Raw genomic sequence first — 25,308 nt, forward strand, 5'->3', positions numbered from 1 at the left:
TCGGGAGTTGCGACCTATTGGGCAGTTTCGGCCTCAAACGTTGACTCTCGGTCAAGCTGATGTAAACCAGTTTGCAAATTGCAAATTCCCAACCGACAGGTTCAGGACATGGATAAGTTCACCAAGCTCACGGGCGTTGCCGCCCCCCTGCCGATCGTCAATATCGATACGGACATGATCATCCCGAAGGATTACCTGAAGACGATCAAGCGCACGGGTCTGAGCAAGGGTCTTTTCGCCGAAATGCGCTTCAACGAAGACGGCACCGAAAACCCGGATTTCGTCCTGAACAAGCCGGGCTATCGCAACGCGCAGATCCTCGTTGCAGGTGACAATTTCGGCTGCGGCTCCTCGCGCGAGCATGCGCCATGGGCCCTGCTTGATTTTGGCATCCGTTGCGTAATCTCGACCTCGTTTGCCGATATCTTCTACAATAACTGCTTCAAGAACGGCATTCTGCCGATCAAGGTCAGCCAGGAAGATCTGGACAAGCTGATGGACGACGCCTCGCGCGGCGCCAATGCGACGCTCACCGTCGATCTCGAAGCCAAGGAAATTCACGGTCCGGATGGCGGCTCGATTTCCTTTGATGTCGATGATTTCAAGCGCCACTGCCTGCTCAACGGTCTCGACGATATCGGCCTGACCATGGAAAAGGCTGGCAGCATCGACACATTCGAGGCCAAGCGCGCCGAATTGCGTCCCTGGGCATAATGTCGGTATGCACTATATATACTCGGCCAGAATGCTCGGTTGTAGGTTTGGTGGCCTGCACAAGTGAATAGGACACGATTGGCTGGAATGGCCCGAGAAGATCAAAGCGGCGACTGGGCGGGACGTCTCTCGCCCTCGCTGGACGAAATCGAATCCATCGCGATTGAAGCTCTTGCGCATCTGCCGCAGGAGTTTCGTGCGTTGTGCGGCGACATCATCATCCAGATCGCCGACTTTCCTGACGATCAGATCATCGAGGATATGGGGCTGGAAACGCCTTTTGATCTGCTCGGCCTTTTCGAAGGTCGTGGCATCGGTGAACGTTTCAGCCTGCAGACGGGTGAAGGCCCCAACCGCATCACGCTCTACCGCCGTGCGATCCTTGACTATTGGTCCGAACATGAAGAAACGCTGGGCGATATCATCACCCATGTTCTGATCCACGAGATCGGCCATCATTTCGGCTTGTCCGATGACGATATGGAAAATATCGAGGCGCAGGCAGAGTAAAGCCGCACAGCCGAGATGACTGTCTGAATTTGTCGTTTTCGACGAAACCATCGGCAGTTCTGGCAGTTCTTCCTCGGATTTTGGCACAATCGCATACAGATAATGCATGGAGAGAATGCTATAGATTCTCTTGATGCAACTAATGGTCTGATTCCGACATTTGCATCCTTGGGATATGAGCGCCGAGCAAATGTCGAAATCAAAAAGACCACTAGTAACCTTATGAATCTAGTGGATTTTTCGAGTTTGATGTTTGAAACGAGATCTATATCGGACGGGTATCAAACGTCAAATTCAATCCACTAGAGTAGCGATATGAGCATTTCCCCCGCCATCTACCAGCTCCTCCTCGTATATGTGACTTACATCATTGCAGCTGGCAGCCCCGGTCCGAGTACGATGCGGATCATGGGCGTAGCCATGGACCAGGGCCGCAAATCAGGGCTTGTCTTTGCTGCCGGTGTCGTTACAGGCTCCATTTTTTGGGGCGTGATGGCTGCGACTGGCGTTTCGGCCATCCTCACACGATTTGCCGAAGCTCTGTTCATCCTGAAAATCTTCGGCGGGCTTTATCTGCTTTATCTTGCCTTCAAGGCCGGACGCGCGGCCATGACATCAGACGAAGCATTGGCTACGCGAGCTTCCAGCAGCAAAGCAATTCTGTCTCATGGTGAGCTTTATCGCCGTGGACTTCTGATGCATCTGTCAAACCCGAAGTCCATCCTGTCCTGGATCGCATTGGTTACGCTGGGACTCGGCGCCAACTCTTCATGGCCACATCTGGCAGCGTTTCTGGGTGGCTGCATCGTGCTCAGCATCACCATTTTCTGCGGCTATGCCATCATATTTTCCACTATGCCAATGGTGCGCCTCTACCGTCGTGCGCGTCGCTGGATCGAAGGCGTCCTCGCGGCTGTCTTCGGCCTTGCCGGTATCCGCCTGCTTCTGTCGCGCTAACCTGATTGAGAAAGAGCACAATGGAACTCTTCAAAGGTCTTTCAGCCTTTCCGCTGACACCAAACGACCCCGATGGCAAACTCATTGAGGATACGCTCTGCATTTTTCTTGAGCGCATTCACGAGGCGGGAGCGGATTCTATCGGTCTTCTGGGAAGTACTGGCGGCTATGTCTTTCTCACGCGGGAACAGCGGTTGCATACGATCAACACCGCCGTCAGATTTATCGGCGGCAGAACACCGATCATCGTCGGCGTCGGCGCGTTGCGGACGGATGAGGCGCAGGCGCTGGCCCGGGACGCAGCAGATGCCGGTGCAGACGGGCTGTTGCTGGCGCCTGTTTCCTATACGCCGCTGACGCAAGACGAGGTTTTCCAGCACTTCAAGACCGTTGCCGAGACGACCGATCTTCCCCTTTGCATCTACAATAATCCCGGCACGACAAAGTTCATCTTCAACGACGAACTGATTGCACGGCTTGCCAGTGTGAAGAATATCAGCGCGATCAAGATGCCTCTGCCCGCAGATGGCGATTACGAAGGCGCAATGTCAAAGCTGCGTGCCGAAACTCCGCCAAGCTTCGCGATCGGCTATAGCGGTGACTGGGGTGCTGCGGATGCACTGCTGGCTGGTGCCGATGCCTGGTACAGCGTGGTTGCAGGACTTCTTCCCGACCCTGCTCTGGCGTTGACGCGCGCTGCGCAAAGCGGAAACAATACTGAGGCGGAGCGCATAAATGCAGCTTTCACACCGCTTTGGGACCTGTTCAAAACCCACAGCAGTTTCCGCGTCATGTATGTCATTGCCGACCTTCTCGGTCTCGCAAAAATCGAGCCACCACGTCCGATCCTGCCGTTGGGAACCGAACCATACGGGCAGGTTGAGGCTGCACTTGAGCACCTGAGGGAAATAGAGAACTGACTTAAAGCGCCGCATCCTCGCTCAAGAATTTGAACGCCATAAGCGCGGCACAACGACTGAGCAAGATGTCTCGTTCAACTGTAAGGTCCGCAGCAAAACGATCAGCAAGTCGACGATACGAGGCGTCTATAGTCGGATTTATAAGGTAGCGCTCCTCCATTTGCTCGCAAGTGGAGCGAAGCTCACGAATATCAGGCATTATAGTCATCGTATGACTTCCTACTAAAATTCGGAAGATATCATAAAACAAAGGCGCCCTCATCGGGCGCCTTTTGCATTTCTTTGTTAAGCGACGCTCAGACGAACATCGATATTGCCGCGTGTTGCATGCGAGTACGGGCAGACGATATGCGCAGCCTGAACCAGTTCTTCGGCCTTCGCCTTGTCCACGCCCGGAAGTGCCACTTGCAGCTCCACATCAAGCCCGAAGCCAGTGCCATCTTCACGCGGACCAATGCCGACCGTCGCAGTCACGGTGCTGTCTGCGGAAATGGCAACTTTCTCCTTGGCGGCAACGAATTTCAACGCGCCCAGGAAGCAGGCCGCATAGCCAGAAGCGAAAAGCTGCTCAGGATTGGTGCCTTCGCCACCCGAACCGCCGAGTTCCTTCGGCGTATCGAGAACGACACTGAGCCGTCCGTCTGTGGTCTTGGCGCTGCCGGTGCGGCCGCCGGTTGCTGTGGATTGGGTTGTGTACAGAATTGGCATTTGGGCTTCTCCTTTGGTTTGTCTCCGCAGCCAAACTTGCAGATAATTAAATTGTGCACAATCTAATTTTGCAAAATTTAATTTCACAATTATGTGATGCGCAATCCAATTGCGCATGATGTATATATTTGCCAAGGAGTTATCACGATGAAGCGCGACGATCAGGATTCCAATCTCGGTCTTTCCAACATGGTCTGCTTTGCGATCTACTCGACCGCGAATGCGCTGACGCGCGCCTACCAGCCAATTCTGAGCAAGCTTGATCTGACCTATCCGCAGTTTCTGGTGATGATAGTGCTCTGGGAACAAGACGACCGGACGGTCTCGGAGATCGGCGCAAAGCTCAATCTGGATTCTGGAACCCTGACCCCGCTGCTGAAACGTCTTGAAGCCGCCGGACGCATTACGCGGCGGCGCGACCCGCAGGACGAGCGACAGGTCCGCATCACATTGACTGAAGAAGGACAGGCACTGCGCAGGGAAGCCGAGAGCATTCCTGAACAGGTGTTCTGCGCGCTTGGTCAACCCATCGATGAGTTGCAGGATTTGCGCACAAGGTTGCTCGATATACGCGGCAATCTCGCGGAGTGCATTTCCCGCTAACAAAAAAGCGCAGGTTTCCCGGCGCTTTTTAATATCAGTACTGAGCACAGTAGATCAGGCAGCAAGCGCCTTTGGCTTGATAAGGCCGCGCGCGACCAGCAATTCAGCGATCTGGATCGTGTTGAGAGCAGCGCCCTTGCGCAGATTGTCGGAAACAACCCACAGAGCCAGACCGTTCTCGACGGTGATGTCTTCACGGATACGGCTGATATAAGTCGCATCTTCGCCAGCGGATTCGTAAGGCGTGATGTAGCCACCGTTCTCATGCTTGTCGACAACCTGGCAGCCTGGAGCTTCACGCAGAATCTCGCGTGCTTCTTCCGGCGTGATCGGGTTTTCGAACTCGATATTGACCGCTTCGGAGTGACCGATAAAGACCGGAACGCGAACGGCCGTCGCCGTCAGCTTGATCTTCGGATCGAGCATCTTCTTGGTTTCGGCCACCATCTTCCATTCTTCCTTGGTGTAGCCGTCTTCCATGAAGACATCGATATGCGGGATCACGTTGAACGCGATGCGCTTGGTGAACTTCTTCGCAGAGACAGGGTCGGCGACGAAAACAGCGCGCGACTGTTCGAACAGCTCATCCATACCTTCCTTGCCTGCACCCGAAACCGACTGATAGGTCGAGACGACGACGCGCTTGATCTTGGCAACATCGTGCAAAGGCTTCAGAGCCACGACGAGCTGAGCCGTCGAGCAGTTCGGATTGGCAATGATGTTCTTCTTGCGGAAGCCTTCGACTGCATCCGGGTTCACTTCCGGCACGATCAGCGGCACTTCCGAGTCATAACGCCAGGCCGAGGAATTATCGATGACGACGCAGCCCTGCTTGCCGATCTTCGGCGACCATTCCTTGGAAATCTCGCCGCCAGCAGACATCAGGCAGATGTCCGTATCGGAGAAATCATACGTGTCGAGCGCCTTGACCTTCAGCGTCCGGTCGCCATAGGACACTTCCGTGCCCTGGCTGCGGCGCGATGCAAGCGCTACAACTTCGTCAGCCGGAAAGCCGCGCTCTTCGAGGATATTGAGCATTTCGCGCCCGACATTTCCGGTGGCGCCGACAACTGCAACCTTGAAACCCATTTTTTGTCTCCTGTCCCTCTCCGCTTCCAGATTCGGAACCCCGCAGGCCACGCGGGACTTCCGCCCCCGGGCCAGACCCGGGGAGAGGGCGAGCAGGCCAAGGGAATCAGACCGTTTTCGTGGTCGTTTTAGTAATGGCCGTGAGTGTTTTGGAAATCGAAGGCATGCGCGCTGCCCCGGCAAAAATGCCGGCAGTTCCAAGCGAAACTGACGCTACGTTGACGCGATCCACGCGGGTTCTCCTTCGTTCGCCACTGCTTTTACGCGGTTTATAGATGGAGTCAATTCTCTACCTCTTCAAGAAGCGCATTTTTTAAGGCTCTCGCTCTCTACGACAGTATTTCAAGCTGGCAATTCTGTCTCATACTAAAGACTACTGCACGAATCCCCTTTTTCGGTTCATCATGCAAGTGTGAGGAGAGTGCCCGGACAGTTGAGAGGAACTGTTCCCGGCGCATCAGGCGAACTTCATTTACCCGGTGAAGAAGGATCGTCTTACATTTGCCCGTCAGGGGCTCTGTTTGGGAGGACAGATTAATGGCAGTCTCGTCAAGTGCGACGTCGGCACGCAGAAAATGACGAGCGAAGAACGCAAGGTGATCTTTGCGTCGTCGCTTGGTACCGTCTTCGAATGGTACGACTTCTATCTTTACGGAACACTCGCAGCCTTCATCGGCGCGGCCTTCTTCAATGAATACCCGGAAGCAACCCGAAACATCTTCGTCCTGCTTGCTTTCGCGGCAGGCTTCCTCGTCCGTCCGTTCGGCGCTCTCGTCTTCGGACGCATCGGCGATCTCGTCGGTCGTAAATACACATTCCTTGTCACCATCGTCATCATGGGCGCGTCCACGTTCCTCGTGGGTATCTTGCCCGGCTCGGCCACGCTCGGCATTTTCGCACCGATCATCCTGATCGCCCTGCGCATGCTGCAAGGTCTCGCACTCGGTGGTGAATATGGCGGCGCTGCAACCTATGTTGCGGAACATGCTCCGAACAACCGTCGCGGCTTCTTCACGTCATGGATCCAGACCACGGCGACACTCGGCCTGTTCCTGTCGCTGCTGGTCATTCTCGGCATTCAGGCCGTGATGAGCAAGGAAGCATTCGCGGCCTGGGGCTGGCGTATTCCATTCCTCGTCTCCATCGTCCTGCTCGGCATTTCCGTCTGGATCCGCATGCAGATGAGCGAGTCGCCCGCATTCAAGCGCATGAAGGAAGAAGGCAAGACCTCCAAGGCTCCGCTTTCCGAAGCATTCGGTCAGTGGAAGAACGCAAAGATCGCACTCATCGCCCTCTTCGGCCTTACCGCCGGTCAGGCCGTGGTGTGGTATTGCGGTCAGTTCTATGCGCTGTTCTTCCTCCAGAACGTTCTGAAGGTCGAAAACCAGTCGGCAAACATCATGGTTGCTATCGCGCTCCTGATCGGCACCGGCGGCTTCGTCTTCTTCGGCTGGCTGTCGGACAAGATCGGTCGCAAGCCGATCATCATGGCAGGCCTTCTGCTCGCTGCCCTGACCTACTTCCCGTTGTTCAAAGCACTAACCGGTGCTGCGAATCCGGCTCTGGCTCAGGCTGAACAGACCATCAAGGCAACTGTTACTGCAGCGCCTGGCGATTGTAACTTCCAGTTCAACGCCACCGGCACGTCGAAGTTCACCACGTCTTGCGATGTGGCGACGAGCTTCCTCGCCAAGAGTTCGGTGCCTTATGAAATCGTCCAGACGGCAGCAGCTGGCACCCCTGCAACCGTTACGATCGGTGACAGCACGATCACGTCCTACGACGCTGTTCAGGCTGGAGCAGATGCTGCAGCCAAGCAGTCGGCACTGTCTCACGACGTGAACCTCGCCCTGCAGAAAGCCGGTTTCCCGCTCGTTCGCGATGCTGCGAAAGTGCCGGACAGCAAGCTTGATGCATTCGTCGCCGCCAATCCGGAACTTCAGCTGAATGCCGAAGCAATCCGTGGTGGAGACAAGGCCATGGTTCCGGCTGCCGATCTGGTAAAGCAGAAGCTTCTGACCCAGACCGAAGCTGACGGCCTTGGCGTCAGCACCGATCAGGCCGTCTACACCATCCCGAATGCCGGCGCATTCAAGATGGTTGCCGACCCTGCACAGGTGAACTGGTTCCTGACAATCGCCATCCTGACTATCCTCGTCATCTATGTGACGATGGTGTACGGCCCGATTGCCGCGATCCTTGTCGAGATGTTCCCGACCCGCATTCGCTATACCGGCATGTCGCTGCCATATCACATCGGCAATGGCTGGTTCGGCGGTCTGCTTCCGGCTGGCGTGTTCGCACTGAGCGCTGCCAAGGGCGACATCTATTACGGCCTCTGGTACCCGATCATCATCGCTTCTATCACCTTCGTGATCGGCATGATCTTCGTCAAGGAAACCAAGGGCGTCGACCTGCATAAGCTCGACTAATCATCGCAGCTGCACAAAGCAAAACGCCGCCCATCGGGCGGCGTTTTCATGTTTCTCCGAGTTTCATCGGCGATACTGCGCTTCAATCTCGATCAGCTTCTGCTTGCGCCACAGACCGCCGCCATAGCCGGTCAGTGACCCGTCCGCGCCGATCACACGATGGCATGGAATGATGATGGCAATCTGGTTCGCCCCATTGGCCCGGGCGACCGCACGCACGGCAAGCGGCTTTTCCATGGCCTGCGCCAGTTCACTGTAACTGCGCGTTTCCCCTGCCCCGATGTTCTGAAGTGCGCGCCACACACCTTGCGTGAATGCGCTGCCATGCAGCACCAGCGGTAAATCGAACCTCGGAGAATTGCCGTCAAAGAAGGCATTCAACTGCTGCTCGACGTGATCATGCGTATCGAAACGACCGATCCCCAGATCACCGCGACAGGTAGCATAAAGCTTCTTCAGTTCCGCAGATAGCGCCTTGCGATCAGCGAATTCGAGAAGATGCAGGCTTCGTGCATCGCAGATCGCAATCATCGTGCCAAGTGGCGTCTTGATCCAGTCGGCGCGCAACAAGCCAACAACCCGCAATTTGCCGGGTGGAAGCCCCAGAATACGTGCAAAGGCACTACGAAAAGCTTCGGGAGATTCAAAACCCGCATCAATCTGGGCATCAATCACGCGCCCACCATCGGCAAGCGCCTGAAACCCATGTCGCAGGCGTTCCTGCCGCGCCATTTCCAGAAATGTCATTCCGAAATGACGGCGGAAACTGCGACGGACGGTCGAGACATCAAGCCCCATCCGAGCAACATCCTCTTCGCTCCAGCGCCGCTCCGGATCGGCCTCAAGCGCGTCAAGAAGCTTCTTGACGGAAGGCTCCGCCTCCGCAGCGGGCTGTAGCGGATGGCATCTTTTGCAGGGCCGGAAACCGTCGGCCATGCATTCGGCAACCGATGCGAAGAAGCGGCAGTTTTCCTGTTTCGGTTTCCGCGCCGGACAAGTCAGGCGGCAGAAAATTCCGGTTGAGACAACACCGACATAGGCCCTGCCCTCATAAGCGGCATCGCGGGCGACAAGTGCATCGTAGAGTTTGTTTTGATCTGGGAGCGTGAACAACATGCCGCTATTCTTATGCAGCACAGCATGAATTTACAGCCTCAAATCGGGCACTTATTCAAAAAAGAAAAGCCCGCCATGCGAAGTGCATGGCGGGCTTTCAGCAAGCGGTCTTGTCACGCTTATTGAGCGGAAAGCTTCGAAAACTTGTCGAGGATGGCATCGCCCATTTCGACGGTGCCAATCTTGGTCTTGCCTTCCGACCAGATGTCGGCAGTGCGCAGACCATCATCCAGAACCTGTGCGATCGCCGCTTCCAGGCGATCCGCTTCTTCAACGAGGTTGAACGAATAACGCAGGCACATGGCAAGCGAAGCAATCATTGCAATCGGATTGGCAACGCCCTTGCCAGCGATGTCCGGCGCGGAACCGTGTACCGGCTCATAAAGCGCCTTGCGCTTGCCGGTTTTGGAATCAACCGCACCAAGCGAAGCCGACGGCAGCATTCCAAGCGAACCGGTCAGCATTGCGGCAACGTCAGACAGCATGTCGCCGAAAAGATTGTCTGTCACAATAACGTCAAACTGCTTCGGCCAACGCACAAGCTGCATGCCGCCAGCGTCAGCCAGCATATGCTCCAGTTCAACGTCGGCGTGCTTGTCCTTGTGACGCGCGGTAACAACCTGATTCCACAGGACGCCCGACTTCATCACATTGCGCTTTTCCATCGACGTAACCTTGTTGCGGCGCGTGCGCGCCAGCTCGAAGGCGACATCAGCGATGCGCTCAATTTCGTAGGTGTCATAGACCTGCGTATCGATACCGCGCTTCTGGCCATCGCCGAGGTCGATGATTTCCTTCGGTTCACCGAAGTAAACGCCGCCGGTCAGCTCACGCAGGATAAGGATGTCGAGACCCTCGATCACTTCCGGCTTCAGCGACGAAGAATGAGCCAGCGCCGGGTAGCAGATGGCCGGACGCAGATTTGCATAAAGCTGCATGTCCTTGCGCAGACGCAGAAGACCGGCTTCCGGGCGGACTTCATAAGGCACGCTATCCCACTTCGGACCGCCGACAGCGCCGAACAGCGTGGCATCGGCAGCCAGCGCCTTCTCCATATCCGCATCCGAAATCGCCTGACCGTGCGCGTCGTAAGCGCAGCCGCCAACCAGACCTTCTTCGGTTTCAAAGCCGAGATTGAGGCCCGAGTTGAGGAAAGCGATGATCTTGCGGACTTCCGCCATCGCCTCTGGGCCGATGCCGTCGCCGGGCAGGAGAAGGAGTTTTCTGGATGCCATAATGCCAAGCCTCTGTTTTGTTTCGCATATTCGGGAGAATGGGGACCCGTTTCGCCGAGAATATTGCGTTCAAATTCACGACAGTAACGAATGGCATGACGCCGTCCGAAACCATCTTTATCTAGTTCCGCGAGGGTTATAGAGCCCTGTTGTCCGACAAGCAATAATGCGCATGGCTGAAACTTATGAAAAAGATAGAGGCTTATGCAGAAATTATATAACAGCCGATAAAGCAGACACAGTTCGACGTTTCAGAGTTCCCGCAATCTGCAAATCGGCCTGCGGTCACTCCGTCAAACTGCGCGCTTCGGATGGCAGCATGATCGGGATTCCGCCCCGGACCGGATAGGCAAGCTTTGCCTTGCGCGAGATCAACTCGCCATGTTCCGCATCATATTCCAACGGCCCTTTGGTAAGCGGGCATACCAGAAGTTCCAGCAGACGTACGTCGATATTGCCGGTTTGCGTCTTGTCGTCCATTGTCTTATTCCCGAAGTTTATTGCAGCCGCGATCCGAAATCGTCGTCCTTTACTCTGGCCAATACCATCTCGGTAATGGCAATCAAAGTTGCTGCACGCGTCTTCAAATCGGGCGCTTCCAGAAGGGCCTGTTTTTCTGCAGGGCCAAAAGGCGACATGATGGAGAGCGCATTGACGAGGGTTTCATTGTTTGCCCGTGCAATACTGTCCCAGTCGGCTTCCAGATTGTGCGCTTCAAGATAATCGCGGAAAGCGCCCAGCAAAGCATCCCGGTCGATTTCCGACGAATCCCGCGCCTCCTCCAGATCGGCCAGAAACGGCATGATCCGGCATTGCCGGTAAGGCTGACGGCAATGCATTTCTTCACGCACGCGAAATCGGCAGATACCCTGCAGGGTAATCAGTAGGCGACCGTCGCCCGTTTCGGCAAAGGTCGTGATACGGCCAAGACAGCCGACATTACTCAATTGCGGACGGAGGCTTTCATCAAGCTCATCGATCATTTCGTCATCGTCGCCATCGATTTTCGGCTGGATCATGCCGATGATGCGCTTGCCCGCCAAGGCATTTTCGATCATCGCCAGATAGCGCGGTTCGAAAATATTGAGCGGAAGCTGGCCACCGGGCAGAAGCAGCGCCCCTTTCAACGGGAAAACCGGCACGGTCTCGGGTATATCGGCGCCCGTTCTGTAACGGGCATTGCCCACCTGCATTACAACCTCCTCAAAAGCATATCGCTTTTTATCGTACTCTTACGACACGCTTTAAGCTTTTGTTTTCATGCATGTCTTTACCCCAAAATCGGTTCCCGCTTTTGGGAGACATGCATTAGGACTCACGCAACATGCGCCCTAACAGTTGGAATCCGCACGGCGCACAAAGCACAATTTGCCCGCCATGCTCCCGACCGCTCGCGATCAGGAGAACAGAAGCGACGACAGCTTGCGCCGTGCACCGAGCGTCGCCGGATCGGCATTGCCCCATGCCTCGAAAAACTGGAGCAGCTGCTTGCGTGCGCCGTCTTCATTCCATTCGCGGTCGGACTTCATGATGAAAAGCAGCTCATTGGCCGCATCTTCACGCCGCCCCTGTGCATTACGCACCTGCGCAAGATCAAACCGGGCCTGATAATCCTTCGGATCAGCCTGAATTCGCTTCTCAAGCGCAATCGGATCACCGATGAGCTTGACCTGATCAGCCAGCGCAAGGCGCGCTTCCAGCGCTCGAACGGCAGGCGCATTCTGTTTGTCAGCCGGAAGCTGGGCCAGAATTTCCCGCGCCTTTTCAGCATCGCCGGATTCCAGAAGGCAGGTCGCAAGACCGACAATCGCATCGACATTATCTGGAACGGCATGAAGGATGGACGAGAAAATCTCCGACGCCTGAACGAAATCACCGGCTTCGATCAGCTCATTCGCGGCCGTGATGGCTTCGGCAAGCGCCGCTTCCGCGTCGCTCGGCCCACCGATCTTGGCGATGAATTCCTTCACCTTCGATTCAGGGACGGCCCCCATGAAACCATCGACCGGCTGGCCATTGACGAAAGCAATGACCGCCGGAATGGACTGAATACCAAGCTGACCGGCGATGGCCGGATGATCGTCGATATTCATCTTGACCAGTTTGACGGCACCACCAGCGTCCCGCACGGCCTTTTCAATGATCGGTGTCAGCTGCTTGCAAGGTCCGCACCATGGCGCCCAGAAATCCACCAGCACGGGCTGATTGCGGGATTCGGTAATTACATCCGCCTGGAAACCTGCCGTCGTCGTGTCCTTGACGAGATCAGTTCCTCCGGCAGCGGCTGGTGCCGAACCGAAAGAAACGTTTGCCGTCATCTGGCCACCTGCACCGGCATAAGGATTGTTCTGGCTGGTCATAAGAAATTCCTTCGTATTTTCCGACCGATGCGACGGTCCGCATACAAGCCGGTGTCGTTTTTTCAGTTCGTATCTTCAAAAGCCAATTTCAAGACGGTCGATTCAGCAAGTTGCGCTGTAACTTAGCGCTCCCGCCTCTCACTTCAATTGCCAATTGCCGTGTGTAAGAAAGCCGCCCGTTTTGAAAATCAGTTTATACCGAAGTGTCCCCTTTCGCACCTTCGGAAACGGCGAGAATGCGCGGTTCATGTCCGGTGGAAGTGAGGAAAGCGACGAGGTCTTCGCGCTTGATGGAAGTCGTGGCTTCGTTGGTCAGCGGATGGCCGTTGATGACGTCATATTTCATCAGATCGGCATCAAGAATGACCTGCACATTATGTGCTGTATCGTTGACCGCGCCAAACACCGTAACTGCACCCGGAATCACACCCAGGTATTCCAGCAGCTTTTCCGGCTTGCCGAACGAAACGCGGCTTGCCGCACCAATCAGCTGATGGATCGACTTCAGATCGACCACCGCGTCCTCCTCGACTGTCACGAGAAAGAAATTGTCTTTCTTGTCCTTCAGGAAGAGATTTTTCGTATGGCCGCCCGGGATTTCACCACGCAGGCTTTGGGAATCCGCGACCGTGAACAAGGGGGGATGTTCGACAGTTTTCACTTCGATACCGAGTTTCTGAAGATAATCGTGAAGTTCGCTCGGCGACAAAGGCATGATTCCACCCCATTCTGTTCGGCATTGAATATGTTGAGCATGTCATCACGCTCCTCACGCTTCGACGACTTGCAACAGCGCTTATAGACCATGGATAGAGGCTTAGAAACCATGCAAAGCAAATTGGATTGTTCGCACAAAACGCACCAGCCCCGCTCACGCCTCTGACAGCCGATTCCATTATCCGTGGAGACTCATTTTTCTTGCTTTGACGAGAAAACGCAGCAGAGAACACGACACGCATTCTGGAATGCATAATATTTACAGATACTTATCAATTAACCGGCAGCTAATTTCGTTGAAACGACATTTTCCTGTAATTTCCCTGTTGCAATCTCCGGGGCGTTAGTTCATATAGCGCCTGCCTGACGGAAACGACTGGCGCGAGCGGGTGTAGCTCAGGGGTAGAGCACAACCTTGCCAAGGTTGGGGTCGAGGGTTCGAATCCCTTCGCCCGCTCCAGTTTTCCGATCAGATAAGCAACAAAATCCCGGCTTTCCGGGATTTTTGCTTTTAAGGCGTATTTTGCGTCAGCTAAGTTCCACGGTTTGCCAGTGCGGATTACCGCAGGATCACGAGTTCAGCCGACTTGGAACCAATCGCCAGCTGAACCCTTAATTTGCTAAAAGTGCAGCGTGTCAGGTCACCACGTTTTCTTCGTAAGTCTTTTTCACCCCCGGCACACAAAGGCAGGCTGGCACGATCAGAACGGCGATAAGCATCATCGCTACAAAAGTTGCGTGCAGGGCATGTTGAAGCGCCAGCCGAAGCTCCTGTTGATCAATCAACATCTCCGCGCCGTTCAACAGATCCCGAAGTTGGTCTGACGTAATCGCTTCGCCATGATTGGCATTGGCAAGACCATAGGTCAGCACCGCACCAAGAATGGCCGCTCCAAGCGTACTGCCCAAATTGCGCGAGAAGACGTTCGATGCCGTGGCGCTGCCGCGCTCCGACCAACTCACACTATCCTGTGTCAGGATGAGTGCCCCAATGTTGAGCAGCCCCATGCCGAAACCCATGATCAGAGAACCGGTTCCAGCCAGTGTGGCTGAACTTGATGGAGTCAGCATGACAAGCAGGGAGGTGCCAATCGGAATGCAGATGCTTCCGGCGATCATGATCGGGCGTAATCCGAACCGCGTGAACTGCCGTGATGCGATCGTGGCACCGCACGGCCAGCCCAGCAACAACATGGTCAGGGCAAAGCCCGCGACCACAGGAGAACGGTCGAGAACTGTCTGTACATACATCGGCAGGAATGTCGTCAGCCCCATGATCGACATACTGGCCAGAAAAACCGCCAGATTGGAGAAAGCAATAGGACGTTTCAGCCACAGGTCCGGTGCGACCATAGGCTCCTTCGCGCGACGTTCCTGCCAGATGAAGGCAATCAGCGAAAGAGCAAAGAGAATGAACGCCAGAATTCCTTCGAGCGAAACCGCGCTCTCCATTAGGGTGAGCGCGATCATCAGGGAGGAGATGGAGACGGCGAAAAGTGCTGCGCCAAGCACATCGATCGATACCGGCTTTGTCCGCTTTTCCTCATGAAGAAAGAGAAGAAAGCCCGATGCCGCCAGAATACCGACCGGCACATTAATCCAGAATACCCAGGCCCAGCTCAAATTGTGAATGATGAGACTGCCAAGCAACGGACCGACAACGGCTGACAATGCCCAGACGCTGGCAAGATATCCCTGAACCTTGCTGCGCTGCGCTCCGGGGAAAAGATCGGCCACCACGGTCATGGCCGCAGGCTGGATTGCCCCCGCCCCGATGCCCTGCAACAGCCGGAAGACAATCATCGAAGGCATCGACCACGCGAAACCGGCCAGCACCGAAGCCGTCAGGAACAGTGCAATACCAAAAACAAGCACCGGCTTGCGCCCGTAAATGTCGGCCAGTTTGCCAAACACGACTGTCGTTGCTGTCTGTGTCAAAAGAAATGACGAGAAAACCCAGGAGTAGAGATTGAGCTGGCCCAGCTGCGCCGCGATCTGCGGCATTGCCGTCGACACAATCGTTGCCTCGACGGCGATCATGGCCATGCTTGCCATAATCGCGGCAACTACAAGCCCGCGATGAGAATGTTTTTCTGTCATGGATTGCCTTCAGACCAGAAACGGTCGTCGTTGATGGAAGCCTCCTCGCCTCCGACCTGTTTCTTAGACCTGCCCGATCACCACCGCAATAGGATGCACGTCCCGACCAGTACACATTGTTGCTACCTCACTTGGATCGGGTTCGCTCAATCGACGGAAATGTTCTACCTGCTTGTTTTAGCGCACAACTTATCGGAAAACCGCTTCACACTTTGTAGAAACGCCTAACCTCTTGGAGAATGACCATGACAAACAGCACAACGCCCTATTTTCTGGAGGATACGGACGAAAGCGAAATCTCTTCCGATGTCGCAGGCATCGGCAATCTTCTGGTAACCACTCATATCCCCATCCGGGCAGACGGCTCCATGGAAACCGGCGACATAACAGTCCAAAGCGAATGCACGCTGAACAGCCTCAAAGCATCGCTCGAAAAGGCTGGCAGCAGTCTGGCGAATGTTATTCACCTGACGATCTATCTGACTGACATCAATGAACGCCCCGCCTTCAACGAAGTTTATCTGCGCTTTTTCAAAAAGCCTTTTCCGGTTCGTTGCGCGGTCGGCGTCGCCGGGCTCGCCACGCCTGAAATGCGGGTCGAAGTCACGGCAATGGCCGTGCGCAATCAATAAGTTACGGAGCGGACGATCAGACGGGTTCGTTCAGCATATCCGGGCGTCGCGCACGAGCGACCCCGAGCTCAAGCAGGCTTCAGCGCACATTCTGCAAGAATTGCATATCATCATGCACTAATTTCATAACCTACTCCTTTGGGCTGCCTAGCCGTTGCTTCCGGGTTTATGCAATGCTCATGCATCAAACCAGAGGAGGGGTTCGATAAAATGAAAAAAATCATAACAATAATGGGTATCGCAGGCGCTATTCTGGCTACCGGATTCTCTGCCTATGCGGGAGAGACGCTGGATCGCGTCATGGAAAAAAAGGCCATGGTTGTCGCGACCAATGCTGGCTGGCCGCCCCAGAGCTTTCTAGATGATTCCAACAAGTTGGTAGGCTTCGACGTGGACGTGGCCAACGAGATCGGCAAGCGTCTTGGCGTCACCGTTTCCTTCGAAACACCAGACTGGGCAACATTGACAGGTGGTCGTTGGCAGGGTCGTTATGACGTTGGCGTCGGATCGGTCACGCCAACCAAAGCCCGCGCTAACGTCATCGATTTTGCTGGCATCTACTACTACAGCCCCTATGTCTATGTCGTTCATAAGGACAGCGCGGCAAAATCTGTCGCCGACCTGAAAGGCAAAATCATCGGTGTCGAGACCGCAACGACTTCAGAAGATTACGCTCGTCGGCAGTTGGAAATCGATGCCCCCGGCCTTCCCCCGATTGAGTACAAGCTCGAACCAGGCGAAATTCGCACTTTCGCAGATTCCATGCTGCCATTCGACGATCTGAGACTGGGTGATGGCGTCCGCATCGATGCCATCATCGCCCCAGAGCAAACGGCACAGAACGCCATCAAGAATGGCTACCCCGTAAAGATTATCGAAGGTGAATACGCTTTCCGTGAGCCATTGGTGGTTATTGCCGAAAAAAACGATCTAGACTGGACAGCCAAGATTGGCGAAATCATCAAGCAGATGAAGTCTGACGGTACTTTGGCGACACTCACTGCAAAGTGGTACGGCAAAGACTACAGCGCCGACTGATATTACCCTTACATCAATATTGAAATGAGCCATCGTGACGATGGCTCATCCGATATGCTTTTCCTGGTGTTGCGATGACTTATCCGGCCACTTATTACAGCCAAACAAAGGCGGACGATTTCGCGCGTCCAACGCTTGAACGCGAAACAACAGCAGATGTCGCAGTGATTGGCGGCGGACTTGCAGGCTTGTCGGCCGCGTTGCAGATATCGCGAGCTGGCAAGAAAGTCGTTGTCCTGGAAGCTGAAAGCATCGGCTTTGGCGCATCCGGACGCAATGGTGGATTTGTCAGCCCCGGCTTCGCGTCCGGTGGCGATGACATTGCTGCCCGCACGGGCAAGACGATTGCCAAAACACTTCATGAATTATCGATTGAAGGCGTCGAATTTGTTCGACAGAACATTGACACGCTGAAGATTGAAGAAGCCCAACTCATTCCCGGCATTATGAGCGTGCGCCGGTATGACGACGGTGAAAGCCTGAAACATTATGCCGAAGCGCTTCAACGCGATTATGGCTACAGAATAGATTTTCACCCGACAGCTGAAACGCGCAATATTCTGAATTCCAAACGCTATTTTCAATCCGTCTACGACCCTAATGCATTTCATATCCATCCGCTGAACTACTTGCGGGCGCTCGGTTGCGAGATAGAGCGGCTCGGCGGACGGATATTCGAGAACAGCCGCGTACTCCAATTGCTCGACCACAATGATGGCAAGCTTATAAAAACAGCCCGTGGGCAGGTCAAAGCGGGCAAAATACTGATCACCACAGGTGGCTACACCGATGGGCTCGTCAGCCAGATCAGACGGGCCTATCTGCCCATTGCCACCTATGTGATGGTGAGCGAAGAAGCGCCCGAACTGATCGCGTCGGCGATCCGCACCACGGCCGCGATTGGTGATAACCGTCGTGCCGGTGACTACTACCGTGTAATCGATGGTGGTCGCAGGCTTTTATGGGGCGGACGCATCACGACGAGAGCAGCCGATACGCCCGGCGTAGTCCGTGAATTGCGCAACGAAATGGTTGGAACCTATCCTCAGCTTGCTTCACTGAAGACAGAGTTGGCATGGTCGGGCCTGATGTCCTACGCCAGACACTTGATGCCCCAGATCGGTCAATTGGACCGCGCTACATGGTACTGCACAGCCTTCGGGGGGCACGGGCTGAACACAACCGCGATCGGCGGAAAGATCGTGGCCGAAGCCATTTGCGGACAGAGTGACCGCTACAAACTCTTCGAAAAATTCGGGCTGGTCTGGGCCGGAGGCGCCGCAGGTCTCGCAGCCGCCCAGCTAACCTATTGGAAACTGCAGATGCAGGATTGGCTTGCGGAGCGAAAGGCAAGCTGACAGGGGAGAGAACATGCTCGGGAGGTTTTTTCTGACGCGGCCCGAGGCCGCTAAACGTACTGTCCAGATAGCGTTCTTTGTTATCCTGACAGCACTCTTCTGTTTCATGAATATCCGGTTCTCCGGCATAACAAACTGGCTTGGCATCGACCCGAAAGTCGCAAAAGCCGGCTTCACCAAGGCGACGCTAATCTCCTCGATACTGCTTAGCATCGTCATCTTCGCGAATTGGAGTTTCCTGAGACTTTTTCCGCGTTGGGCGCAGATCACGGCAATATGGCTGGAACTGTTCCTGCTGCTGATGATCTTCTTCTATTCATTCGATCTCTCATTTGATTTTATCGCAAGAAAGATCGGATTTCTGATCAGCCAGGGTGTCGTCACGACGCTTTATATTTCCGCAGCCTCGATATTCTTCGCAACCATTCTGGCTCTGATCGGTGCGGTGGCCAAGCTTTCTAAGAATGGCCTCATCTACGGTCTGGCAACGTTCTACACTTCGCTTTTTCGTGGCCTGCCATTGTTGATGCAGATCTACATTATCTACCTTGGACTGCCGCAGGTGGGCTATGTCATCGGACCTATTCCCGCCGGCATTCTGGCGCTGTCCTTATGCTACGGCGCCTATATGACGGAAATCTTCCGCGCAGGCATCGAGAGCATTCCCCGCGGGCAGCAGGAGGGCGCATATGCGTTGGGCCTTGGGCCCTCGCAAACCATGTGGCTGGTCACCCTTCCTCAAGCGATGCGCATCATTATTCCGCCAACCGGCAACCAGTTCATCGCGATGCTCAAGGACTCGTCCCTGGTCTCCGTCATCGGCGTTTGGGAACTCATGTATCTTGCCCGTACCCAAGGTCAGACCGAGTTCCGGCACATCGAAATGCTCATCACCGCATCGATGATTTATTGGGCCCTGTCCATCGTTCTGGAATATGGTCAGGCCAAACTCGAAGCTCGCTTCAAGCGTTCCATCGCGCGTTAAACGCGATGGAAATCCACTTTTCATGCAGTCGCCCGCAAGGGATGACATCCTGACCAATGACAAGCAGAGCGACCATGGACAAGCGTCACGAAATTCTGTTCGAGCCGATCAAGATTGGCCCTGTTACGACGAAGAACCGCTTTTATCAGGTTCCGCATTGTAGCGGCATGGGTCATCGTTATCCCGAGCACGATCTGCGGCTGCGTGAAATGAAAGCGGAGGGTGGCTGGGGTGTCGTTTCCACACAGGAAACCGAAATCCATCCGACGTCAGATATCACGCCATCCAATCAGGGCCGCATATGGGACGAGAAAGACGCCGAGCGTCTCCAGAAGCTGACTGAGGCCGTCCACCAGCATGGTAGTCTCGCTGCAATCCAGCTTGTGCATAATGGTATCCACGTCTCCAACCGTTTGACCAGACTGGCGCCGCTCGGTCCCATGGACATGATTGTCGATGTGGAGGACCCAGTTCAGGCAAGAGCCATGGACAAGGCCGATATCGCCCGGTTTCGCAAATGGCATCGCGATGCCGCACTTCGCGCCAAACGGGCCGGTTTCGATATTATTTATGTCTATGCAGGTCACGACATGACCTTGCTGCAGCATTTTCTGCTGCAGCGCTACAATACCCGCACGGATGAATATGGCGGGTCGTTCGAAAACCGCTTGCGATTGTTCCGCGAGGTTCTGGCCGATACGCGCGATGCTGTCGGCGACAAATGCGCGATCGCAGTCCGCTTTGCGGTTGAGGAGTTTCTGGGCGACCAGGGCATCCAGTACAATGGTGAAGGTCGGGACGTCATTGCCGCTCTCGCCGATGAACCCGATCTTTGGGATGTAAACCTGTCCGGCTGGTCCAACGACAGCCAGACGTCGCGCTTTTCGCAGGAGGGCTTTCAGGAGCCTTACATCTCATTTGTAAAATCACTCACCAGCAAACCGGTCGTGGGTGTTGGTCGCTATACCTCACCGGATACCATGGTACAGGCCATCCGCTCCGGTGTTCTGGACCTCATCGGCGCAGCCCGTCCGTCAATCGCCGATCCATTTCTGCCCGAGAAAATCCGGAGCGGTCGCATCGACGACATTCGCGAATGCATTGGCTGCAATATATGCACGGCCAGCGACAACACCGTTGCACCATTGCGATGCACGCAAAACCCGACGATTGGCGAAGAAGCGCGCAAGGACTGGCATCCGGAGAAAATCAGCAGGTTGCAGGCCACCGAGAAAGTTTTGGTGGTCGGCGGAGGACCAGCCGGTCTGGAAGCCGCTCGCGCCATGGCCGAGCGCGGTGCAGAAGTCATCATAGCCGAAACGCATACCCATTGGGGTGGGCGCGTCACGGAGGAAGCTGCCCTCCCCGGACTGGCAAGCTGGGCGCGTGTTCGCGATTGGCGCATGATGCAATTGCAGCGCGCGACCAATGTGGAGATGTATCTCGACAGCCAACTCGATGCCGACGAGATTCTGACTTACGGAATCCCGCATGTGGTGCTGGCCACCGGAGCGCACTGGCGCGCGGATGCAGTCGGTCGCTCGCATCGGCAACCTCTGGAAACACTGGAAGGACGCACGCTGAGCGTCGACGCTATCCTGAAAGACAAAACATCGCTCGATGCGTGCCACGGACCTCTGGTGATATTTGATGATGATCGTTACTACCTCGGATCGGTTCTGGCCGAGCTGGCCGTGAGCCGCGGTATTGATACGACATTGGTCACGCCAGCGCCGATCGTGGCTCCCTGGACGGAACACACGCTTGAACAATCAAAAATTCAAACAAGATTGATAGAACTGGGTGTCAGGATAATCCCGCTGCATAAGCTCGCAAGACAAACATCGGACAGTCTGTCGGTCGCATGTGTCTATTCTGGCAGGGAAACCGAGGTTCCATGCAGCACACTGGTACCAGTGACCAGCCGCCATCCCAACAACACGCTGCAAGCTGCTTTGGAAGCCCGCAAAAATGACTGGCAAGATGCGGGCGTGATATCCGTCACAGCGATTGGCGACTGTTACGCACCATCTATCATGCAGCTGCGGTCTATAGCGGCCATTATTACGCCCGTAATTTTGGCGCACAGGCTCCGGAAGATATGGATATGTATCGATAAAGACCCATCCGGTCGGCCAGCGTTCTATTGATAGGCGAGGCTCGAACAGGTGTAACGGCGCAGGCGTTCAGACCGTCAAACAGCAGCTATAAACGGGTGGCCCCTGTGACCTTTAGTCTGGACGAACCAAGAGCTTGAATCTGGCTCACCACGGCATGCGATTGGTCTCGCATCGCCGATGGTGTCATGCCGAAGTGCTGGCGAAACACCCGATTGAAATAGGAAAGATCACCAAAGCCAACCTCGTAAGCAATTGAACTGATCGAGCGGTTGTTATGTCGTGAAACACGCAGTCGGGCCATATCCAGTCGACGCTCAAGCACGTAACGAGAGAACGTCATATTCTCAGCCTGAAAAAGCTTTTGGACCTGACGGGCAGTAACGCCAAACCTTGCGGTAACCGTACCAAGATCGAAGGTTGCATCCGACAGGCCAGTCTCGATGAAAGCTTTGATCTGCGAAAGGTTTAGACCTGAGCGATGTTTACGGTGATCATCCCGGAGAAACTCCAGAACCATTGGCAACACCTGTCGGAAGTGCGCCGCGATCATCTCGGCTTCGCCGGGCGCGTGCGCGCCTCGCATAAGCAAATAGGCACCATGCGTAATAAGGAGCTTTAATGGTGGATAGGCCTTCGGTATTGGGCGCATCAGAAAGTTTTTCACGGCCTGTTTTGAGATCGGAAAATAGCTCACAGGCAAACGTCCACAATCGACACGGCCGCCTTCAGGGAGCCACCATTCATACGCCTTGTCCGGCGACAGAAAAACTACGTCGCCCGGCAACAGGTTCAATGTCTCACCGGATTGTCGGATGCGAAGCGCTCCTTCCATGCTTCGCACCATAAGCAATTGATCGGCCGAGCATCCGCCTTTACCCCGGATCAATATCTCGCAACTCGGAAAATAGCAGGTCATGATCCGGAGCGGATCTACCGAGCAGTAAATACCCCGGACAGCACCCTGTGCAGTTGCGCCCACGACCAGCGAGACATCTCCCACAATCTCAGTGAGCGCCGAAGAACAGAGTTTGCAGTCGGTTTCATTCCCGATATCGGCAATATGAAAGTGCTGCGGAACTATCGTTTCGATCTGCTTAGACGGAATCATGATGCATCCTTGCAACACGGGTAAATGACCAACGGTCAGTTCGTCCTGGTCCTATCAATTTTCGCCAGGAACCAAGCCGAACGCACAGGCCACCCTATAAAGTTGACAATAATAATCTAGTTTAAACGACTTTCGCGGAGACGGCCAGTCCTGTCTCCGTCGAATGAAGGCGGGACGACAAAAGGAGACCTTCATGGATCACCCTCATGACCGGGCACCATGTCCTTTGCGTCCAGGGGCGACTGTAACAGATTGATGGAAAACCGACGCCACGGATTGGCCATCCATCGGATTCCATTGACTATTCTCACTTGGGGAAAAACATGAACAGGCAATTCATAGTTCTGCTGCTCTCAGGCTGCGGATTTACGACGGCAGCGTTTGCACAGGAAACTGCAGGCAACGACGCAGGGGTTACGCGGCTGGACCAGATTATCATCACCGCCGGACGCAATGAGAGCTCAATTGCCGCTGTTGCTCAATCCGTTCAGGTGATTGATCGGGAACAAGTCGAAGAAGCGATGCGAATCTCGCCGAATGCCAGCGACTTGATTTCGCGCCTGGTTCCCGGTTTCGCACCAAGCAACCAGACCATATCCGGCGCGTCGGAAACATTTCGTGGTCGCAGCGTTCTGATCATGGTGGACGGTGTGCCCCGCAACACGCCACTGCGCGACCTGTCACGCATCCTGTCGATGATCGATCTCAATTCTGTTGAACGCATTGAGGTCGTGAACGGAGCTTCAAGCCTCTACGGTGCCGGCGGGACAGGCGGAACGATCAATTTCATCACCAAGCGGGGCACCAGCGATAAGCCGACCGTCACGGTACGCACCGGCCTTTCCGGCTACACGGAAAACCTTGGCAAATCGACCGCGCCGGAAACGAGCATCTCCATTGAGGGTCGAAAAGACAAACTCGACTATTACTTCTCCGGAACCGGCGATTGGACCCGCCGCACCTATGACGGACATGGCAATGAAATGCCATCCGACGCCATGCTTGGACAAGGTGGCGGCGACAGGACGGTCAACGGCAATTTCTTCGGTGTCGTAGGCTATGAAAGCGGTCCGCGCCGGTTTGAAGTCAGCTTTGACTGGACCTACGCCAAGCAGAAGCCGGAATGGTTCACCGACTACACGACGAACCCGGTTTCACCGAGATTCGGTTCAGCCTACACCGGCGAACCGCTTCGCGAGGATTCCAAGTATCTGACTGCAAAATATACCGATCAGGATTTTGCACTCGGCAATCTTGAAGTGAAGGCTTTCTATAACAAGATCTTCAAACAGTCCCCGTTCACCGAACTTTCGGCTGTGAACACTCAGGTCTATTATTCGGGAAATCCCCGACAGCCGACCGCATGGTTCAACCAGTCGAAATATGACTTCGACCGGACAGGCGTGAACATGACCATCACGACACCGATGGATTTCATCACCAATGGCAGCAAGCTGACCTGGGGTGTGGATTACGCTTACGACAAGGTGGCGCAGACACTGCTGAACGACGAAGATGCTATCGCCCCGATGACGCAGAATTCCATCGCGGCTTTTGCGCAGGCCGAAGTTCCCGTCACGGAACGGTTCCGTTTGCAGGGCGGCGCGCGTTTCGATCAGTTCTACCTCGATGTGAATGATTTCACGCGGCCTACAGCAGTTGCCTGGCCTGCGCGGTCACTGGCGAATATCTATCCGGCGATCAGCGTTCTTGGTGGTTCGTTTGACTACAACGCATGGACCTTTAACGCTGGAGCCGTGTACGACGTCACGGAAGAGGTGCAGGCCTTCGGTAATTTCTCGCAAGGCTACAGCCTAACGGATATTGGCGCATTTACACGCCGCGCGGGTGTCAATTCACTTGCAGAAATCTGTGATGCCTACGGCTCGATAGCTGCCATCTATGGCTGCCGCGGCACGCCTGACTACACGATCAGCTATGCCGACATCGCGCCAAAGCCTCAGCTGGTCAACACTTATGAAGTGGGTCTGCGCGGCGATTGGGGCGATCTTCGCAGCACGGTGAGCAGCTATATTTCCACCTCCAAGGATGGTGTGAACTATGATATCGCGGCAAACCGCGTAAGCCAGCAGAAGGAACGTATCTGGGGCGTGGAGGCACGAGCCGACTACGACATCAATTCGATGTTCACCATCGGCGGTCTGGTTGCCTATCAGGAAGGCAAATATGACGCCAACCGGGATGGCAGCATCGGTTCGGACGAATATCTTCCCAATAACCGTATTCCAACCACATGGAAGGGGCTTGCCTATACCACAGTGTCGTTCGAAGGCGGGTACAAGGTCCGGGGGGAAGTTGAATATTTCTCGGGTCGCGACCGTATCAAGGGTCAGCAGATAGACGACGCTACATTGGTGAATATGGCGTTCTCGAAAACCTTCGAGAACGGCAGCGAAGCAAGCCTCGCCGTCCGCAACGTCTTCGACACCTATTATATCAACCCCACGGCAACAGCCACGCGTAACGCACCTGTAGCAGGGCTGGGGCGCAGCGTTTTCCTTTCCTATAAAGTGACGTTCTAAGGCAGAGCCGGGCGATGAAGATGCTTTTCAGCACCACGGCCTGCCTGGCAGGCCCACACTCTC

Annotated in this window: 20 protein-coding genes, 1 tRNA gene and 2 pseudogenes; 13 read left to right on the plus strand and 10 right to left on the minus strand. The window is 55.0% G+C overall.

Translation table 11 applies throughout. From position 1 onward, the window contains the following. The first annotated feature begins 108 nt into the window (after nt 1–108). The 4 genes from leuD (at nt 109) to LJ361_RS07725 (ending at nt 3,101) form a co-directional block, all read left to right on the plus strand. Nucleotides 109–714, plus strand: coding sequence for a 3-isopropylmalate dehydratase small subunit (gene leuD / locus LJ361_RS07710; RefSeq protein WP_010658495.1), 606 nt, complete (start codon nt 109–111; stop codon nt 712–714). 87 nt (nt 715–801) lie between these two features. After that, entirely contained in the window at nt 802–1,224 is a 423-nt protein-coding gene (locus tag LJ361_RS07715; protein WP_012092734.1) for a metallopeptidase family protein, read from the plus strand. 315 nt (nt 1,225–1,539) lie between these two features. After that, nucleotides 1,540–2,181, plus strand: a complete 642-nt coding sequence (locus tag LJ361_RS07720; RefSeq protein ID WP_125334164.1) for a LysE family translocator — start codon at nt 1,540–1,542, stop codon at nt 2,179–2,181. A gap of 20 nt (nt 2,182–2,201) precedes the next feature. Further along, a complete protein-coding gene (locus tag LJ361_RS07725; RefSeq protein ID WP_264813233.1) occupies nt 2,202–3,101 on the plus strand; it encodes a dihydrodipicolinate synthase family protein in 900 nt (299 codons plus the stop codon). Between the two features lie 285 nt (nt 3,102–3,386). Here the strand turns inward: LJ361_RS07725 and LJ361_RS07730 are convergent, their stop codons facing one another. After that, complete coding sequence (locus tag LJ361_RS07730) at nt 3,387–3,809, minus strand: organic hydroperoxide resistance protein (protein ID WP_036586567.1); 423 nt, start codon at nt 3,807–3,809, stop codon at nt 3,387–3,389. 147 nt (nt 3,810–3,956) lie between these two features. Here LJ361_RS07730 and LJ361_RS07735 point away from each other — a divergent pair, with 147 nt between their 5' ends. Beyond that, complete coding sequence (locus LJ361_RS07735; RefSeq protein ID WP_264813236.1) at nt 3,957–4,412, plus strand: MarR family winged helix-turn-helix transcriptional regulator; 456 nt, start codon at nt 3,957–3,959, stop codon at nt 4,410–4,412. A gap of 54 nt (nt 4,413–4,466) precedes the next feature. On the opposite strand, the gene LJ361_RS07740 is transcribed toward LJ361_RS07735, so the two are convergent. After that, nucleotides 4,467–5,501 (minus strand): aspartate-semialdehyde dehydrogenase, encoded by a 1,035-nt coding sequence (locus LJ361_RS07740; protein WP_010658488.1) that lies wholly within the window; start codon nt 5,499–5,501, stop codon nt 4,467–4,469. A 537-nt stretch (nt 5,502–6,038) separates the two neighbouring features. Between LJ361_RS07740 and LJ361_RS07745 the strand changes: the two are divergent. Beyond that, nucleotides 6,039–7,933: pseudogene (locus tag LJ361_RS07745) on the plus strand (MFS transporter). 63 nt (nt 7,934–7,996) lie between these two features. Here LJ361_RS07745 and LJ361_RS07750 read toward each other — a convergent pair. The 6 genes from LJ361_RS07750 to LJ361_RS07775 form a co-directional block, all read right to left on the minus strand. Continuing rightward, entirely contained in the window at nt 7,997–9,049 is a 1,053-nt protein-coding gene (locus LJ361_RS07750) for a bifunctional transcriptional activator/DNA repair enzyme AdaA (protein WP_151665309.1), read from the minus strand. A gap of 119 nt (nt 9,050–9,168) precedes the next feature. Continuing rightward, nucleotides 9,169–10,284 carry a 3-isopropylmalate dehydrogenase gene (gene leuB, locus LJ361_RS07755; protein WP_151665308.1) on the minus strand — a complete coding sequence of 372 codons (1,116 nt, stop codon included), beginning with the start codon at nt 10,282–10,284 and terminating at the stop codon, nt 9,169–9,171. 285 nt (nt 10,285–10,569) lie between these two features. Continuing rightward, the gene (locus tag LJ361_RS07760; RefSeq protein ID WP_010658483.1) at nt 10,570–10,764 is read right to left on the minus strand and encodes a Trm112 family protein; all 195 of its coding nucleotides are present in this window, start codon (nt 10,762–10,764) and stop codon (nt 10,570–10,572) included. A 17-nt stretch (nt 10,765–10,781) separates the two neighbouring features. Beyond that, nucleotides 10,782–11,477 (minus strand): LON peptidase substrate-binding domain-containing protein, encoded by a 696-nt coding sequence (locus LJ361_RS07765; RefSeq protein ID WP_010658482.1) that lies wholly within the window; start codon nt 11,475–11,477, stop codon nt 10,782–10,784. 204 nt (nt 11,478–11,681) lie between these two features. Further along, complete coding sequence (gene trxA, locus LJ361_RS07770) at nt 11,682–12,644, minus strand: thioredoxin (protein ID WP_071634565.1); 963 nt, start codon at nt 12,642–12,644, stop codon at nt 11,682–11,684. Between the two features lie 193 nt (nt 12,645–12,837). Beyond that, nucleotides 12,838–13,359: a prolyl-tRNA synthetase associated domain-containing protein gene (locus tag LJ361_RS07775; RefSeq protein WP_151606321.1), complete on the minus strand. Its 522-nt coding sequence runs from the start codon at nt 13,357–13,359 to the stop codon at nt 12,838–12,840. Nucleotides 13,360–13,746: 387 nt separating this feature from the next. On the opposite strand from LJ361_RS07775, the gene LJ361_RS07780 reads away from it, so the two are divergent. Then, a tRNA-Gly gene (locus tag LJ361_RS07780) sits at nt 13,747–13,821 on the plus strand. Nucleotides 13,822–13,997: 176 nt separating this feature from the next. Here LJ361_RS07780 and LJ361_RS07785 read toward each other — a convergent pair. Beyond that, entirely contained in the window at nt 13,998–15,461 is a 1,464-nt protein-coding gene (locus LJ361_RS07785; RefSeq protein ID WP_029927830.1) for an MDR family MFS transporter, read from the minus strand. Between the two features lie 245 nt (nt 15,462–15,706). Here LJ361_RS07785 and LJ361_RS07790 point away from each other — a divergent pair, with 245 nt between their 5' ends. From LJ361_RS07790 to LJ361_RS07810, 5 genes and pseudogenes are all read left to right on the plus strand, one after another. Then, nucleotides 15,707–16,093: a RidA family protein gene (locus tag LJ361_RS07790; protein WP_151665307.1), complete on the plus strand. Its 387-nt coding sequence runs from the start codon at nt 15,707–15,709 to the stop codon at nt 16,091–16,093. A gap of 210 nt (nt 16,094–16,303) precedes the next feature. Next, nucleotides 16,304–17,131, plus strand: a complete 828-nt coding sequence (locus LJ361_RS07795) for a transporter substrate-binding domain-containing protein (protein ID WP_376787372.1) — start codon at nt 16,304–16,306, stop codon at nt 17,129–17,131. A 74-nt stretch (nt 17,132–17,205) separates the two neighbouring features. After that, entirely contained in the window at nt 17,206–18,489 is a 1,284-nt protein-coding gene (locus LJ361_RS07800; RefSeq protein ID WP_151665306.1) for an NAD(P)/FAD-dependent oxidoreductase, read from the plus strand. Nucleotides 18,490–18,502: 13 nt separating this feature from the next. After that, nucleotides 18,503–19,474 carry an amino acid ABC transporter permease gene (locus LJ361_RS07805; protein ID WP_010658475.1) on the plus strand — a complete coding sequence of 324 codons (972 nt, stop codon included), beginning with the start codon at nt 18,503–18,505 and terminating at the stop codon, nt 19,472–19,474. Nucleotides 19,475–19,548: 74 nt separating this feature from the next. Then, nucleotides 19,549–21,593: pseudogene (locus LJ361_RS07810) on the plus strand (FAD-dependent oxidoreductase). A gap of 86 nt (nt 21,594–21,679) precedes the next feature. Here the strand turns inward: LJ361_RS07810 and LJ361_RS07815 are convergent. Beyond that, nucleotides 21,680–22,702, minus strand: a complete 1,023-nt coding sequence (locus LJ361_RS07815) for a helix-turn-helix transcriptional regulator (RefSeq protein ID WP_151665304.1) — start codon at nt 22,700–22,702, stop codon at nt 21,680–21,682. Between the two features lie 323 nt (nt 22,703–23,025). Here LJ361_RS07815 and LJ361_RS07820 point away from each other — a divergent pair, with 323 nt between their 5' ends. After that, entirely contained in the window at nt 23,026–25,245 is a 2,220-nt protein-coding gene (locus tag LJ361_RS07820; protein WP_151665303.1) for a TonB-dependent receptor, read from the plus strand. The last annotated feature ends 63 nt before the right edge of the window (nt 25,246–25,308 follow it).

The organism is Brucella sp. JSBI001, assembly GCF_026014005.1.
GTDB lineage: Bacteria > Pseudomonadota > Alphaproteobacteria > Rhizobiales > Rhizobiaceae > Brucella > Brucella anthropi.